The sequence below is a fragment of the Roseivirga spongicola genome (assembly GCF_034376045.1).
In the GTDB taxonomy this organism is placed as follows: Bacteria; Bacteroidota; Bacteroidia; order Cytophagales; family Cyclobacteriaceae; genus Roseivirga; species Roseivirga spongicola.
On sequence record NZ_CP139724.1, the window covers coordinates 3,127,300 to 3,144,845 of the forward strand.

At 42.9% G+C, this 17,546-nt stretch carries 11 protein-coding genes; 6 read left to right on the top strand and 5 right to left on the bottom strand.

The features are described 5' to 3' along the window. Positions 1–75 precede the first annotated feature (75 nt). On the bottom strand, positions 76–1,620 hold the full coding sequence (locus T7867_RS14060; RefSeq protein WP_068223168.1) for a hypothetical protein: 1,545 nt from the start codon (positions 1,618–1,620) through the stop codon (positions 76–78). Positions 1,621–1,814: 194 nt separating this feature from the next. Here T7867_RS14060 and gltB point away from each other — a divergent pair, with 194 nt between their 5' ends. From gltB to T7867_RS14075, 3 genes are all read left to right on the top strand, one after another. Next, positions 1,815–6,278, top strand: a complete 4,464-nt coding sequence (gltB, locus tag T7867_RS14065; RefSeq protein WP_068223165.1) for a glutamate synthase large subunit — start codon at positions 1,815–1,817, stop codon at positions 6,276–6,278. Further along, positions 6,278–7,723 carry a glutamate synthase subunit beta gene (locus T7867_RS14070; RefSeq protein ID WP_068223161.1) on the top strand — a complete coding sequence of 482 codons (1,446 nt, stop codon included), beginning with the start codon at positions 6,278–6,280 and terminating at the stop codon, positions 7,721–7,723. Before gltB ends, T7867_RS14070 begins: the two co-directional genes overlap by 1 nt. Before the next feature lie 560 nt (positions 7,724–8,283). Beyond that, a complete protein-coding gene (locus T7867_RS14075; protein WP_245660257.1) occupies positions 8,284–9,420 on the top strand; it encodes a PQQ-dependent sugar dehydrogenase in 1,137 nt (378 codons plus the stop codon). Positions 9,421–9,701: 281 nt separating this feature from the next. Here T7867_RS14075 and T7867_RS14080 read toward each other — a convergent pair whose 3' ends face one another. Further along, entirely contained in the window at positions 9,702–10,718 is a 1,017-nt protein-coding gene (locus T7867_RS14080) for a pirin family protein (RefSeq protein WP_068224218.1), read from the bottom strand. 98 nt (positions 10,719–10,816) lie between these two features. On the opposite strand from T7867_RS14080, the gene T7867_RS14085 reads away from it, so the two are divergent. Continuing rightward, entirely contained in the window at positions 10,817–11,704 is an 888-nt protein-coding gene (locus T7867_RS14085) for a TolB family protein (protein ID WP_068223155.1), read from the top strand. A gap of 54 nt (positions 11,705–11,758) precedes the next feature. Here T7867_RS14085 and mog read toward each other — a convergent pair whose 3' ends face one another. Further along, positions 11,759–12,304, bottom strand: coding sequence for a molybdopterin adenylyltransferase (gene mog, locus T7867_RS14090; RefSeq protein ID WP_221406006.1), 546 nt, complete (start codon positions 12,302–12,304; stop codon positions 11,759–11,761). Between the two features lie 103 nt (positions 12,305–12,407). On the opposite strand from mog, the gene T7867_RS14095 reads away from it, so the two are divergent. Next, positions 12,408–13,520 (top strand): DEAD/DEAH box helicase, encoded by a 1,113-nt coding sequence (locus tag T7867_RS14095; RefSeq protein WP_068223148.1) that lies wholly within the window; start codon positions 12,408–12,410, stop codon positions 13,518–13,520. 6 nt (positions 13,521–13,526) lie between these two features. Beyond that, positions 13,527–14,141 (top strand): peptidylprolyl isomerase, encoded by a 615-nt coding sequence (locus T7867_RS14100; protein ID WP_068223146.1) that lies wholly within the window; start codon positions 13,527–13,529, stop codon positions 14,139–14,141. Here T7867_RS14100 and T7867_RS14105 read toward each other — a convergent pair. Then, positions 14,125–15,297, bottom strand: coding sequence for an MFS transporter (locus T7867_RS14105; RefSeq protein ID WP_068223140.1), 1,173 nt, complete (start codon positions 15,295–15,297; stop codon positions 14,125–14,127). The two genes, T7867_RS14100 and T7867_RS14105, sit on opposite strands and share 17 nt — an antisense overlap. After that, the gene (locus T7867_RS14110) at positions 15,298–17,343 is read right to left on the bottom strand and encodes a M3 family metallopeptidase (RefSeq protein WP_068223138.1); all 2,046 of its coding nucleotides are present in this window, start codon (positions 17,341–17,343) and stop codon (positions 15,298–15,300) included. Positions 17,344–17,546: the final 203 nt, after the last annotated feature.

Sequence of the window (17,546 nt, forward strand, 5' to 3'; positions counted from 1 at the left end):
TAAGAGTTCTGAGGACTCAGCCAATTTTGCTGAGCCCCTTCATCGAACTCCAAAAGTCGTAAAAAGGTTACAGCCTTACCTCATCTGTACTCTAGCTTTTTCGCGAACCATTTCTGCAAAACTTCTTCCTTCAATTTTAGAATCTATCCAGCTCATTAAGTCGAAGTAGAGGAGGGTCTTTCTGGAGAAATCACCGTCATTTACTTTTTCTATTTCAGCTTTTAGGCTCATAAATCCCTTTTTGAGGTCTTGAGGATAGATAGACCCAATTTTGCCAAGAAAATCTAAAAATACTTGCTGCACTCTACCTAGGTTTTCTTCATAAACTATAAAGTCATAGGCGGCCTTCAGTTTTTGCTCGAAATACTGCTCTTCGCCAGTGTCGTAATCTATAAGAATACTGAGAATTCGAGCATAACCTTTAAGGTCGCTGCGGAGTCTATCGCTGTCATTAAGTAGTTTATTTAGGTAGAAACGAGCATCATTATGCCTTTCTGAAGCAAAGTAGAAAACAGATGCTTTGTAATAGATGACTACCAAATTATGCTTGTCTATGAACTTTTTATTGGCTTCTACCTTTTTCATTACCTCCTGAACCTTTTCTAGGTTCTCGGTAAACTGGGTAGTCATGAACACATGGTTGAAGGTTTGAATGGCCTTATATTTGACCAATAGAACCTGCGTATTGCTGGCTAGTGTTGCACCTTCTTTTTCTTCAAAATTTGAAAGCGCTTGATAGTATTCATCATATTTGGTGAGGTTATTTACTCTAAAGGCCGATTGTAAAAGTCTGTTTAACCCTTTTAAATAGGCAGCTCTTCTCTTTTTATCCAGACCTGTTTCATGAAAAATGTTTACCCATTTTTCTGCGTAGTGCACACAATCATCAAAATCGTATGTCAAATAAGAAAACCAATAATATGCTCTGTAGAGATAGAATTTCTCATTGAAGGCCAGCTCTTCTTCCTTAAAATCGGGAAGATTAGTATAAAACAGGGCCTTTAGGTTATTCATTTCCCTTTCAGATTTAACCATTCCATGTTGAACAAACCTAGCCTTTAAACGTGTGGCTAAAGTGAAGAACTTCTGTACATTCATAAAGCGCTTCATGGCTTTATCAGTTTGCACATCTATATCATAGGCTTGCTCTTCTTCTAGGTCGAAGACTTGTTGTGATCGTATTTGTTTTTCATAATCTAATAAGGCAAGATGAAAAAGGTCTTTTCTATAGTCTCCTGTAATATTTTTGGCGCGATTGAGCAGTCGTAAACTTTGCTGGTATAGTCCCTTTTTATAAAGTACCCGAATAAAGTCAAGCTGTTCTCGCAACTCAATATCAATATCATCCTTAAGGTTAGAGAGTCTCAAACTTCCTAATATTTGAGAGTAAAGGTGAGATTTGAGGTTGGCAAACTGTGTTTTACTGGTGTCTGGTAATTTCTTTAAAATGAGTTCTTCATTATAAAGCTCCATTCTTTCCATTACATCAAAGAGCTTAATGTATTTGGTTTCAGTACTACCTCCAGATCGCTTTGCATAAAGCTTAAAGCTTCTCTTTTCCGACTTAGTCATAGACTGAATTAGCTCAAAAAGTAGCTGCTCGTTTGGTGTTTTGGACATGTGATAATTGTTGAATTTAAGTAGTTGTTTGTCAGTTAGTTAATTCGTTAAAATGCAAAGCTGAAATTCATATCTCTTTCAAAATTCCATTCTTTCGATCCAACCAAAATAGATAAATTCAGAATGGTTGACTTTACAATAGGGTATAGAATCGATGTAAACGTTTGCCAACTCGCACTACACTAATTATAAGAATGACAAGAGGATTATATAATAAGGAATTCGAGAAAGACGCTTGCGGAATTGGCTTCATCGCTAATATTAAAAACCAGCCTTCTCATCAGATTGTGGCCGATGCCCTGAAGATGCTTCACCGCATGGAGCACAGGGGAGGAGTAGCTGCCGATGACCAGACAGGCGATGGCGCTGGTATCCATATTCAGATTCCCCACTCATATTTTAAAGAGCTTGCCCAAAAGAAAAAGATCGAATTGCCTGATAGAGGCGATTATGGCGTGGCCATGGTTTTTCTGCCAAAACAAAATATTCCGCTTTTCGAAAGCATATTGAAAGCGGTTTTGCGCCAGATTGATTTGGAAGCATTCTGGACCCGCTGGGTGCCAACCAGAGGCGAGCAGATCGGTGAGTTCGCCAAGAGCAATGAGCCTTATGTAAGACAATATTTCATCAAATCTACTTATGGAGCAACCGGACGAGAGCTTCAAAGAAAGCTTTATCTCTTTAGAAAAATCACTGAGTACAAGGCCAAAGGGCTCGATTCTGCCAAGGAATTCTACATGCCTTCATGCTCCATTCACTCCATTATATACAAAGGAGAATTAAGAACCTGGCAACTGGATGAATATTACCCTGATCTGAAAGATGAGCGACTGGTATCTTCCTTCGCTATTATTCACTCAAGGTTCTCTACCAATACGCTTCCGGAGTGGAGACTGGCTCAACCTTTCAGATACATTGCCCACAATGGAGAGATCAACACCATTAAGGGGAACATCAACAAAATGAGGTCTAGGGAGGCGCTATTCTCTTCGACTCACTTTACCAAAGAAGAAATCAACCAGCTGCTGCCAATTTGTAATGCTGAATTCTCTGACTCTGCCAACCTCGATATGGCCGTAGAACTGCTCATTATGGGTGGAAGGGAAATTGAGCGTGTGATGGCCATGCTAATTCCTCCGGCCTGGAGGGAGAATATGACCCTGAGCAAGGAACTCAGAGCCTTTTACGATTATCACGCCACCTTCCTTGAGCCATGGGATGGCCCAGCAGCAGTTTGTTTCACTGACGGTAACAAAGTAGGAGCCTGTATCGACAGAAATGGCCTTCGCCCAACAAGGTATTCCATCACTAAGGATGATAGAATTGTATTCGCTTCAGAAACCGGGATTGTAGAGATTGAACCTTCACAAGTGCTGAAAAGAGGTAAACTGAAACCTGGACAAATGATTCTGGTAGATTTGGTTGAAAACACCTTCGAAGAAGACGAATCCATCAAGTCGAGACTGAGCCGGGAATACGATTATCAGAGGTGGAACAATGAACTCATCACCCATGAGTCTGAACTTACAAGAGACAAGACATTAAACTTTGAACTTAAAACAGACGAACTTTTAAAGGAGCAATTGACCTTCGGTTATTCGAAGGAAGATCTCAAGTATATCCTGAAGCCAATGACCCAAACGGGCTCAGAACCGATCGGTTCTATGGGCAATGATTCGGCTTTAGCAGTGTTTTCTAAACGAAATGCGCACATCTCAAATTACTTCCGACAGCTTTTTGCCCAGGTAAGTAATCCGGCCATAGATCCCATTCGCGAGAAGGCGGTGATGTCGCTAGCGGTTTATCTTGGCCAGTCGAACAACTTGTTGGAAGATAATGACCCAACTTCAAGAAAGATTTTGCTCGATCAGCCTGTTGTGAAACCTGCTCTTTTGCAGGCTTTGAAGGGCTTAAAAGACGAGCACTACAGAACTGCCGAGCTTTTGGCCAGCTATTATCCGAACCAAACCAATCTAAAAGAAGCCATTAAAGACCTTTCTAAGAAGGCCGCAGATTTGGTTAGAGGTGGAGTAAACATTCTTGTATTGAACAATAGACTTCAAAAAGGTGAATTGTCAATACCTTCTTTGCTAATCACGGGGGCGGTTCACCATTACCTCATCGATCAGGGAATTCGCTCGAGAGTGAGCTTGGTCGTTGAAGGTGGAGATGTGGTGGAAACTCATCATTTTGCTACGTTGATCGGTTATGGTGCATCAGCCATTTGTCCATATTTGGCTTTTGAGACCATTAATTCATTATCAGAAGAAGGTCAGACTGAAGAAGCTGTCGATCAATACATCAAGGCGATTGGCTATGGCTTGAGAAAGATCCTTTCCAAAATGGGGATCTCTACACTTCAATCTTATGAAAGTGCGCAGATTTTCGAGATACTTGGTTTGAACGATGAGATTGTAAAACTCTGCTTCAAAGGCACACCAAACCGTATTTCAGGCAAGAGTTTCGATGGGCTTGAAAAGGAAATCAAATCGAATTATCAGTTCGCTTATGACGAGAGGACTATTTCCAAGAGACTGGCCGATGGTGGAATCTATCAGTGGAGAGCGGAAGGAGAGAAGCACCTTTTCAACCCAAAAACCATTCACCTCTTACAGAAATCTACCCGTTTGAATGATCTGAATCTATTCAGAGAGTATTCTAATGAGATTGATAATCAGGAAAAGGAAAATGTTACGCTCCGAAGCCTATTCGACTTTAAGAAGGGCAAATCTATTCCATTGGATCAGGTTGAACCCGCTTCGAATATAATGAAGCGCTTTGCTACTGGGGCCATGTCATTCGGATCCATTTCCGAAGAAGCGCACACCACTATCGCCAAGGCCATGAACCTCATCGGTGGAAAATCTAACAGCGGTGAAGGAGGTGAAGATTCGGTAAGATTTACCCCGGGAAGCGATGGATTGCTAGCCCGTTCAGCCATAAAACAGGTGGCGAGCGGACGCTTTGGTGTAACCACTCACTATTTGATCAATGCCGATGAAATCCAGATTAAAGTGGCGCAAGGTGCGAAACCGGGAGAGGGAGGCCAATTGCCTGGACTCAAGGTGGATGAAAATATAGCCAGGATTAGGCACTCCACACCGGGAGTAACCTTGATTTCACCGCCACCGCATCACGATATCTATTCTATTGAAGATTTAGCTCAGCTGATCTTCGACTTAAAGAATGTAAATACCAAGGCCGAAATCAATGTAAAGCTGGTGGCTGAAGCTGGTGTAGGCACAATCGCTGCCGGTGTGGCGAAAGCCAATGCAGACAACATTCTGATTTCAGGTCACGATGGAGGAACAGGTGCATCACCGATCAGCTCCATTCAACATGCAGGTATTCCTTGGGAAATTGGCCTAGCAGAAGCACATCAGACCCTGCTCAGAAATGGTCTGAGAAATCGTGTAAAACTACAAACTGACGGTCAGATTAAAACAGCACGTGACATTGCCATTGCTACCATGCTAGGAGCAGAAGAATGGGGTGTTGCCACCGCAGTGTTGGTGGTTGAAGGTTGTATTATGATGCGCAAGTGTCACCTGAATACCTGCCCTGTGGGTGTAGCCACGCAGAGACCTGAGTTGAGAAGGCTATTTACCGGAGAGGTTCAGCATATCGTGAATTTCTTCACCATGCTGGCCGAAGAACTCAGAGTCATTATGGCTGAACTGGGTATCAGTACGGTAGACGAGTTGGTTGGAAGAACCGATTTACTCAGCTTCAACAAGGAAAAAGCCACTGAAAAGGCCGGAGAAATAGATCTGACCAGAATCCTGGACAATCCATTTGCTGAAAAGGGCATGTCACAGCAGAAAACGCAGCTACAGCCTTCCAGAACCAAAGAGGTGCTGGATCATCAGTTGATCAAGCTGGCTCAGCCGACTTTCAAACATCAGGAAAGGGTAAGGTTCGAGCAGGCTATTCATAACGAAAATAGAACTACAGGTGCTATGCTGGCCGGAAAATTCACCGAGCAGTTTGGTCCGGAAGGATTGGCCGATGGAACCATCACTGTGGATTTCCAGGGTGCAGCGGGACAAAGCTTCGGAGCCTTCCTTTCGCATGGAATCACCTTCAACCTGGAAGGAGAGGCAAACGACTATGTTGGAAAGGGACTTTCAGGCGGGAAACTGGTCATCTATCCGAATCCGGAAAGTGAGTGCAAGGCGGCAGACAACGTGCTGATCGGTAACGTGGCGCTCTATGGAGCAACGCGAGGCAGACTTTACGTCAACGGTCAGGCTGGAGAACGCTTTGCCGTGAGAAATTCGGGAGCCAAGGCCGTTGTGGAGGGTGTTGGAGATCACGGTTGTGAGTACATGACCGGTGGCCGCGTAGTGGTGCTGGGAGAAACCGGCAAAAACTTCGCAGCCGGAATGTCGGGAGGTATTGCCTATGTCTATGCCGCTGACTTCGACTTTGAGTCGAGATGTAATATGGATTTAGTGGAACTGGAATTTCCTGAAGAGGACGATTTCAACTTCCTGCATATGATGATGGAGAAGCATCACAGATATACGAATAGTGTGAAAGCCATTGAGTTGCTCAGCCAGTGGGGTATTGCCAAAACGAGCTTCGTGAAGGTAATTCCGATTGAATACAAGCGTGTGATGGCTAAAAAGAGAGACTTTAAAAATGTGATGGCATAATGGGAGACGTACAAGGATTTTTGAAATACGATAGGGATAAGAAGAGCATGCAGGCTCCGCAGGAGCGCGTTCATCACTTTGAAGAGTTTGTTGAATCTTGGGCTGAGACTCAGTATACTGAGCAGGCAGCCCGCTGTATGGACTGCGGAATTCCATTCTGCCACAACGGATGCCCACTAGGCAATAAGATTCCAGATTTCAACGATGCCGTTTACCGCGGTGAGTGGAAGGAGGCCTGGGAAGTGCTGAAAAGTACCAATAATTTCCCTGAGTTTACAGGAAGAATTTGTCCTGCCCCGTGCGAAGCTAGTTGCGTTTTGGGCATCAATAATGCGGCTGTTAACATCGAGCATATTGAGAAGGAAATCTCAGAAAGAGCCTTTATAGAAGGTTGGGAAGAACCAATAGCCCCGAATTTCGAAAGCGGAAAATCGGTGGCTGTAGTAGGTTCTGGACCTGCAGGATTGGCTGCTGCGGAAGAGCTAAGAAAGCAAGGGCATGCGGTCACCGTTTTTGAGCGTGATGAAGCACCAGGCGGACTTTTAAGGCTTGGAATTCCTGACTTTAAGTTGAACAAGGAGGTGGTTGCCAGAAGAGTAAGTCTGATGGAACAAGCCGGAATCAACTTTGAATGTGGAGTAGAGATAGGTAAAGATATTACGGCTCAGGAGCTGGAAGCACAGTACGATGCTGTAGTGCTTTGTGTAGGCTCAACCGTGCCTCGCGATCTACCGATTGAAGGAAGAGAACTGAACGGTGTACACTTTGCTATGAAGTTCCTGACGCATCAGAACCGACTGATTTCTGGTAAAATCAATGAATTATCTCCCGAACTGAATGCCAAAGGCAAGAAGATACTCGTCATTGGTGGAGGAGATACCGGAGCTGACTGTGTAGGCACCAGTAATCGTCAGGGAGCAACCAAAGTGACCCAGATCGAGCTGATGGACAAACCACCTTCTGCAAGAACAGAAACCAATCCATGGCCGGAATGGCCCATGACTTTGAACACTTCTACTTCACATGAGGAAGGAGTGGCCCGCGACTGGTCAATCCTCACCAAACGATTTATCGGTGAGGCTGGTCAGCTGAAAGGAGTGGAGACAGTCAGAATTCAGTGGACAGATAAAGCCAAATTCCAATACGAGGAAATCCCTGGCTCAGAACAAGTAATTGACTGCGATATGGCCTTTTTGGCGATTGGATTCTCTAACCCAGAACATAGCTTGGCTAATCAGTTTGGTTTGGAGCTTGATCCTCGTGGCAACTTCAAAACCTCGAACTTCAAAACTTCAAAACTTAATGGTCAGATCAGTGAATCGATGATCTTTGCCGCAGGCGACTGCCGCAGAGGCCAGAGCCTAGTGGTTTGGGCCATTGCAGAGGGAAGAAGAGCAGCTAAGGCGGTGGAGAAGGTGTTTCAAATGGATGTCATTCCCGCGTAGGCGGGAATCTCCAACGTCTAGCGCATGAGCCCCCATCTCCTGTCTTCCCCCAAGTGGGAAGATGTTACTCACTGCAAGACTGAATAGCATTAGGCGAAGCTAGCACGTCAGTGCAATCCCTCTCTCCCGAGGCTTCGGGATAAGAGGGTGAGGCCATTTCCACCAAAACTTAGTGGTTTGGGCCATTGCAGAGGGAAGAAGAGCTGCTCAGGCTGTTGAGAAGGTGTTCCAATTGGACGTCATTCCCGCGTAGGCGGGTATCTCCAACGTCTAGTGCATGAGCCCCCATCTCCTGTCTTCCCCCAAGTGGGAAGATGTTACTCACTGCAAGACTAAACGGCATCAGGCGAAGCTGGCACTTCAGTACCGTCCCTCTCTCCCGAGGCTTCGGGAGGAGAGGGATAAAGGGTGGGGCTTATTTTGCGGAATTGTCGACCTGGCGAATCCCCCAGCCTAAAGGCCAGCTTACCTACCCGCAGCCCTCTACCAGCTTTTGGGTTTCTGCTAATTTTTAGAACCAAACAGGTTGACATTCTCGTTCAAAACTAAAAATTGCAATCATGATGATTAAAAATATTCTTACTCTACTGCTAATTACTCTGGCTTTTTCATGTGCTGCAGAACCAGCCAATAAGTCGAACGACCCTACAGAGCCAGTATTGGCCAGTCAGATGACAGTTAAACTGGTCAATGGAGAATTGAAGAACCCATGGGGAATGGTTTTCTTACCTGATGGCAAAATGTTGGTTACTGAGAAAGAGGGTAGGATTGTTTTGCTAGACAACGGTACTATCCTTAACAATGATGTAGCCGGAGGACCTGAAAGCAAGGTGCAAGGCCAAGGTGGTTTGTTAGATATTGAGCTTCATCCCAATTTCAAGTCCAACCGCTGGATTTATTTTACCTATGCCAGTGGCGAAGGAGAGGGCAACGGAGCCATGACTGCGCTCAGTAGAGCCCAGTGGAATGGTACAGCTTTCGAGAATCACGAGGTGCTTTACAAAGGTTCTCCTAATACAACTGCTTCTCCTCACTTTGGAAGCCGAATTGCTTTTGACTCAGAAAACCACGTTTATTTTTCAATCGGTGATAGAGGGAATAGAGATGAAAATCCGCAAGATATTACCAGAGATGGTGGAAAGATTTACAGGCTTCACGATGATGGTAGAATACCAGCAGATAACCCCTTTGTGGGACAAGATGGTGCCAAAGAGGCTGTTTATTCATATGGTCATAGAAACCCACAAGGTTTAGCGACTAACCCTAACACTGGAGATATTTGGGAGCATGAGCATGGGCCGCAAGGAGGAGATGAAGTAAATTTAATTAAGGCTGGTGCTAACTATGGTTGGCCTGTGGTGACTTACGGTGTTAACTATGGTGGAAAACCAATTACCGATGCAACCTCAAGACCAGGCATGGAGCAGCCAGTGACTTACTGGGTGCCCTCTATTGCACCTTGCGGAATGGCCTTTGTTCAAAACTCTCAGTACGCGGGTTGGGATGGTGACTTAATAGTAGGCTCATTGAAGTTTAGCTACTTAGTTCGCCTGGTTATTGAAGATAATAAAGTAGTGAAGGAAGAAAAGTTTGCTGAAGGCATTGGGCGAGTTCGTAATGTAGAGATGGGCAACGATGGTTATCTATATATTGGTGTAGAAGGTGGTGGCCTATATCGCTTAGTTGTAGAGTTATAAACAAGGAATTTTAAGTGTCAAAAGAGGCAGTCTCAAAAGCTGCTATTTACGTCATTCCCAGCTTGACTGGAACCTCTTTCGGCCTACAGAGCCAGTTTAGAGTGATTCTATCCCGATTTATAGGAGCGGAATCGGTAATGACAGTTAGCTTTTGAGACAGCCTCTTTTGTTCTTTGAATCACTCTACCAAAAGGGCAGATTAATTTCAGTTTTTTCAATATATGTCTCGCCAAGACAGTACAGTCAACAATTACCAAATCATCTGATCAACAAATTACCAATCAACCCTTTTCTTCAACTCTGCCATCTGCATGTTTGGCAAACCTCCCTTTTGAAGGATCGTGCGTGTTAGCATGCGAAGGCCAAGGCCAGCCACCAAATTCTGTTCTTTGATACTCCATCATTACTTCCTGAATCTCTTGATTGGAGTTCATTACAAATGGGCCATAGGTGGCCACTGGTTCTCCGATGGATTTACCTTGAAGCATTAAAAATTGGGCGGGTTGCCCACCATTATTAATAGTGGTTTCTTCGCTAGCTTTCAGTTTTACAACATGCATGTTGGGTACTTCGGCCCCTTCAATTTCTACGGAATTTCCACTCCATAAATATAGGCTTCTGTTAGCTTCAGCGTTGGCTGCTGGTATTGTCCACTCAGCTTCTGGTTCCATTTCTATCATCCAGACGGCTACTTGGTTTTCAGCTTTGGCGGCAAATGAATCTGGGGCAGGTGCGTATCGCTTGATGTCGCCTAATTCTCCGGCTACTACTTTTACGGATGTTTTTCGTCCAGCATGGTCAGCGTGTTGATACATTGGGATATCTTCATGCCAGAGCATTCCAAAATAGGGATCTACTTTTTTACTGGCTTTCGGCAGGTTGAGCCAAATCTGAAAGAGTAATAGCGGGTTTTCTTCATCATCTTTTAAAAGGGGAAACATTTCGCAATGCTGAACACCCTTTCCGGCAGTCATCCATTGTACATCTCCATTGCCAAACCTTCCGGCAGCCCCCAACGAATCTGAGTGGTCTACCAATCCTCTTTCGGCAATTGTAATGGTTTCGAAGCCAACATGAGGGTGGGCAGGAAAGCCTGGCACTGTATCACCATGATACATACTCCAACCATCTTTTCCACTAAAGTCCGAACCAATTGTTCTACCTGAGGTGCCTGTAACTGGACCTAATTGGCCATTTCCTTTAGGGTACTTGTCGTTATGAAATGCGCAAAATAGAAAAGGATCTTGGGTTTGCCAGGGGAATTGTAACCGCTCTATTCGGATGATTGAATTGCTCATGATTCTTTCTTTGTATGTTGCAACATGTAAAATGAGAGAAAAGTTTTCTCTAGCTTTACAGAAGTCAATTTCCATAATTTATACTTCAATCGAACCAGATGAGCCTGATTAATATGAAGGGAAGATTTTTAGTGTTGTTGCTTCTATCAGTTCTTGCATGCAGCCCTAATGAGCAGATCAAAGAAGAGATTGTTTATTTAAAAAAAGCTAATGGAAATTTCGATTTATATCAATCAGATGTTTTAGGCCAATGGGAGGAAAGGCTAACACAAAATGTTGGCTATGATTGGCAACCTCATTGGAATGAAGGTCTGCAGAAGCTCGTTTACTATTCTAACGATAGTACTGAAAACTTCACTGTTTTGGCAATGGATATTCGGTCAAAAAAAACAGACGCCTTGCCTTTAGCTCATTTGGCAGACTATCGACTTTCACCCAATGCTGAGTACATTTATTACACGACTTCCGATGGTGATAGTAAGAATATTTGGAGGTGTGATTTAGGCGGAAATAATCGTTACCAGTTGACCAATACCAATGGCTATAATGGAAGATTTAGTCTTTCTCCACATGGTCAAAAAATGGCTTTTGTTTCTGATCGGACAGGTTCTAATCAGTTATTCGTGATGAATCTAGGAAATGGAGAAGTTGAACAGGTTAGTTTTTTTCCTTTGATAGCAAAGTATTCTACGTGGTCTCCTGACAGTAAACGGCTGGCCGTTTGTTTAGCCGAGGCTTCTGATGACCCTAAATGGGATATTTGGCTATATGATTTGTCAACTCAAGGCTTAGAAAGGTTTACAAATACCCCTTATTCGGAACAGGAAATTGCCTGGTCACTTTCAGGTGAAAAGATTGCGTTTCATGGTACTACCGAGAATGACGGTGACCAGATTTATACCTTAGATATAGCAGATGGTAAGTTCACCAAAATAACCTCTGGCGACTTCTATCATGGGGAACCTACCTGGGTTCCAATTCGGTAATAGGTAGGCGATATTGCAGATGGACCTTTTAAATCCTAATGTCTGACTTTTCTACTAAGCTTTTGGTCTAAAGACCTTCATTACCTCTTTTTTGGTTTCTAGAAATGGGCCGTTGATAAGATCTATGCAGTATGGTACAGCCGGGAAAACAGCGTCCAGACATTCTCTGATAGACTTAGGTTTACCTGGTAAATTGATGATTAGGCTATTGCCTCTAATGCCCGCAGTTTGCCTTGAGAGTATGGCGGTTGGTACATATTGTAGGCTCACCTGACGCATAAGCTCTCCAAAACCAGGCATCATTTTATCACAAACCGCTTCTGTTGCTTCTGGAGTTACGTCTCGTGGAGCTGGCCCTGTTCCTCCTGTAGTTACAATAAGGCAACACTTTTCTTTATCTGCCATTTGCTTGAGTGTACTTTCAATCAAATACTGCTCATCGGGAATAATTTGGTGAACTGGTTCCCACTTTGTGGAGAGATAGTCGTTTAGGGTTTCTATAATGGCAGGGCCAGAAATATCTTCATATTTTCCTTCGCTGGCTCTGTCTGATACTGTGATAATGCCGATTTTAACGGGAGCTATTCCATCCAAATTCATATTCAAAGTTAAAAATTAAGCTTATTGCTACCGACATTCTCAAAGAAGTATTGCCTTCTTTTTCAATACAATTAGCTATAACTTTGACGCTTAAATAATTACTGTGAGTACATTCTCAACACTAGGTATAAACAACGGCCTAATTAAAGGGCTAAGTGAGCTCGGAATTTTTGAACCAACTGAAATTCAAGAAAGGGCTATTCCTGAGCTTCTTAAGCTCGATAATGACTTTGTAGGTCAGGCACAAACCGGAACTGGTAAAACTGCGGCCTTTGGCTTGCCAATGCTTCAGTTGGTTAATTCCAATTCAGACAAAGTACAAGGCTTAATTTTAGCCCCTACACGCGAGCTTTGTCAACAAATAGCCAAGCAACTATTTAAGTTTACCAAGTATAGTGATAAGGTTTTTGTAGAGTCGGTTTATGGTGGTGCCCCAATCGGAGACCAGATGAAAAGGCTGGAACGCCCTACTCAAATTATTGTAGCTACTCCGGGTAGGTTGATAGATTTGCTGAACAAAAAGGTGATTTCTCTAGCTCATGTTCGTTTTGTTGCCCTCGATGAAGCAGATGAAATGCTGAGTATGGGGTTCAAAGACGATATGTTCAGAATTTTGGATGAAATTGGCGAGAGCAGAAATATTTGGCTCTTTTCGGCCACTATGCCCGATGGTATCCATCAAATTATAAAGAAGTTTTTGAAGCCAGAAGCGCTCAGAGTTCAGGTTAGTAGAAGTGCTGGTGTAAACGAGAACATTACCCACGAGTACCTCATCTGCAAGTCTAGCGATAAGACCCACGAGTTGTTGCACTTCTTAGCTTACCACCAAGACCAGCGTGGCATGATTTTCTGCCAGACTAAAAAAGCAGCTCAGGTGCTTACCAAAAAGCTTAAAGCAAAGAATCTATCTGTAGATGTTATTGAGGGAGATATGGGGCAACGCGATAGAGATAAGGTTATGCGCATGTTTAAAAGTGGTAAAATAGATTTGCTAGTAGCCACCGATATTGCAGCTAGAGGGATTGACGTGAAGCATCTCAATTTTGTGGTTCATTATCAATTGCCACAACAAATAGAATACTATACTCACCGAAGTGGTAGAACGGGCCGAGCAGGTGAAAAAGGGAGTTCTGTACTATTAGTTACAGAAAAGGAAAAAGAGAAGGTATTTGAATTGGCTAAAACCCTTAAATTCAAAGCCAGACCTTTGAACTAATTCTCTATGAAGAAAATTTTTATGCTTGTGCTGGTTACCGTAATGGTAAGTTGCACCCCACCAGAAACTTTTAAAGTAGGCCAAATAAGAATCCCTCAGGGAGAAATACTTATCTGGTTGTACAATGATACTCCAAAGCACAAGCAAGCTTTTCTTGATCTGGCAGAAGAGGGTTATTACGATGATTATTCTTTCAACCGTGTTATAGATAGGTTTGTGGCTCAGGGTGGTTGCCCAGACACGCCAGAGGGCTTTGCTTACTCAGTTCACTTGTTGGAACCTGAGTTTGAGGCAGGGCATAAGCATGTTTATGGAGCTTTTGGTGCCGGCCGAGATAATAACCCGGGTAAGCTATCTGCAGCGTGTCAGTTTTACATTGTTCAGAACGAAAAAGGGCTCAAGCGTTTAGATAACGACTATATGATTTATGGCCACGTGATCAAAGGAATGGACATTATAGATGAGATAGTAAAGGTTGAAAAAGATAGCCTCAATGCTCCATTGACAACAATTCCCTTAGATGTTAATGTGGTGGAAATGACCGCTGATGAGCTAATGCAAATTGGCTGGAATGTAGAAAACGAAGATTCAGCTTCTAGGTCTGTTAGGGATTATCAATAAGCTTTTTTGTAGCTAACAGGCCTAGAGCAGGCCCAATTGCTAAAGTGAAAAGCAACCATTCTACACCAATGTAATTGGTTAGGAGTTGAAGGAGCTGAATACTTGGGATGGTCAAGAAAAAACCTACACTTACTGCAATGGTAAGTGCAGTTCCTTTTAACTCAATTGGTGCTTTTTGTGCGTTGAGTGATGAAAACTGAGCCGAATCTCCAATAACAACAAACCCCCAAAAGCATAGAAGTACTAAAAAAACACTTGGTGGTAATTGAAAAAACATTGGAGAGAGCAGGCAGAGTATGCCAGAAGCCAATAAAAAGCCAAAAGCTACCTTAGTACTGCCTTTTCTAATAGAAACAATTCCCCCTAGAACACAGCCAATCATACCTAAAGCCATAATAATGAACGTCCATAGGCTAATTGGTAGATTAATGGATTGTGTTTCGGAGTAGTAGGTTAGAACTAAAGGAATGAAAGCCCAGAAGGTGTATAATTCCCACATATGACCGAAATAGCCAAAAGCTGCCCAGCGAAATTCTTTCTTCTGAAATACTCTGAAAGCCTCCTTAGGAGAAAAGGAGGTTGATTTTACTCTTGCCGGGCCTTCACCTACTAAAAAATACATGAGTAAGCCACCGGAAATACCCAATACTGAAGTGCCAACCAGCACGGGGCGCCAATCATAGCCTGCGCCAAAATGATTGAGCAGGTGGGGAAAGGCTGAACCGATTACCAAGGCACCAACTAAGTAACCCAAGGCTTTGCCAAGCCTACCATCGAACCAGTCTGAGGCTATTTTCATACCAACTGGGTATATTCCGGCAATGCAGATACCAGTGAGAAAACGGAATAGTAAAAGTGCTCCGAATGATTCGCCAGTAAACAATACGGCAGAGTTGAATAAAGCTCCTAAAACGGCAGAGAGAAAGAAGACTTTCGATGCATTAAACCTATCGGCTAAAGAGGTAAGTGCAAATATTAGCGTACCACCAATAAAGCCTAACATTACGCTAGAGGTTACCTGTGCAATGCTGTCTTTGGGTAATGCCCAAGTCTGCTGAATTTGCGGTAAAATGGCATTTCCAGCAAACCAGAGCGAAGTGCCAGCAAATTGCGCGAACACAATTACTGGCAGAATATGTTTTGGGATTTTATTCAATTACTCCTCTAGTAAACCAGCTCTTCTCAATAATGCTTTAACGTCTGGTTCTTGGCCTCTAAATCGCTTATAAAGAGTCATTGGGTGTTCAGAACCTCCGGCAGAAAGTACGTGCTGCTTAAACTTATCGGCTATCTCTCTATTAAAAATACCGTGCTCTTTAAAATACTCAAAAGCATCGGCATCTAGCACTTCTGCCCATTTGTAGCTATAATAACCAGCAGAGTAACCACCTTGAAAAATATGTGAGAAAGAACAACTCATGTTAGTGCCTTCAATTGGAGCTAAAACATCTGTCTTACTCATTATATCTTGTTCAAACTGGGCTACATCTTCTACAGCCAGATTTTCTGTTCCGTGCCATGCCATATCTAGCATACCAAAGCTCAGTTGTCTCATGGTTTGGTAGCCTTCCATAAAGTTGGCGCTTTCTTTAATACGTTCTATGTAGTTTTCAGGAATGGTTTCTCCTGTTTCGTAGTGTCTTGCAAATAGGTCTAAACACTCTTTTTCATAACACCAATTCTCTAATACCTGAGAAGGAAGCTCAACAAAGTCCCAATATACGCTGGTACCGGAAAGGCTCTCATATTTTCCATTAGCCAGCATTCCATGCAAAGCGTGACCGAACTCATGGAAGAGTGTTGTTACCTCATTAAAAGTTAGGAGAGAAGGGGTGGTTTTACCAGGCTTGGTAAAGTTGCAAACAATTGAAACCAGTGGCCTATGATTGTTGCTATCGGCATCTTTAAACTGCCCGGCATAAGATGTCATCCAAGCTCCAGCACGTTTTCCAGCTCTTGGAAAGAAATCGGCATAGAAAGTAGCAACATCTTCTCCAGCCTCATTTTTAACCTCATATACGGTTACATCTTTATGATATCTGTCTATTTCTTTATTTTCAGTAAAGTTGATACCAAAGAGTTTGTTTGCTGCCTGAAATACACCGTCTACTACCTTCTCTAGCTGAAAATATGGCTTCAACAGCTCATCGTCTACATTGTACTTCTCTTTCTTTAGTTTTTCCGAGTAGTAAGCAAAATCCCATTTTTCGAACTGCTCTAAACCATCTACTTTTTTAGCAAAAGCAGCTACTTCTTCAACATCTCTTTTGGCGCCTGGCTTACCATACTTTTCAATTTCCTCCAAAAAGTCCATTACTTTTTCAGGAGATTCGGCCATTCTTTCTTCCAAGATAAAGTGAGCATGAGTTTTATAGCCCAGTAGTTGTGCTCTTTCATTTCTAAGAGAGACAATTTTTTTGACAATTTCTCTATTGTCTAATTCGTCACCTTTAAATGCTTTAGATGCAAATGCTTTAGCGAGTTTTTCGCGAAGCTCTCTTTTGGCAGAGTAAGTCATAAAGGGAACATAGCTAGGGTAGTCTAGTGTAATTACCCAAGCATCGTTATAGCCTTTGTTGTGGGCAGTGTCTGCAGCTTGCTCTCTGGCGTAAGCTGGTAGCCCTTCTAAATCGTCTTCAGACTCCAAAACTAGTTCATACTTGTTGGTTTCGGCCAAAACGTGTTCCCCAAACTCTAAAGATAGCTGAGCTAATTCTACATCTATTTTTCTCAGTTGTTCTTTCTTAGAGTCGTCTAGCAATGCTCCGTTTCGAACAAAACCCTTATATGTCTTATCAAGTAGGGTAAGGTCTTCTGCAGAAAGTGAATCTTGATCAACAGTATCATAAACCTGCTTTACTCGTGCAAAGAGTTCTTGGTTAAGGAGAATATCATTGGAAAATTCTGTGAGCATGGGAGAAACCTCGCGTGCTATAGCCTGCATTTCATCATTGGTTTCTGCGCTATTAAGATTGAAGAAAATAGCCGAAACTCGGTCGAGCTGTTTTCCAGAAGCTTCTAGCTGAACAACGGTATTGTCAAAGCTAGGGGAGTCGGCCTGGTTAACTATTTCATCTATTTCTTTTTTAGCCTCTTCAATCAGTTTTTCAAAAGCTGGCTTAAAATGATCGTTGGTAATCTTGCTAAATGCAGGTGGATTATTGTGTGTGGTGCTGCTATTAAGTAATGGATTTGTATTCATAATTGATTATGCCAAATAATAGTTTGTAATCCTCTTATTCAGAGTGACTTAAGTATTCAAATTTATAATAAATATCTAAAGAAAAAGGTAGGGTTAAATGTTCCATCTCCGTAGCTATTATACCGTTATTCAGATACATTTTTTTGTAATTAAAAAAAAGAATAAAATTTGGCCTGAGTTCGATCTGAGCGGATAGTGCGGTT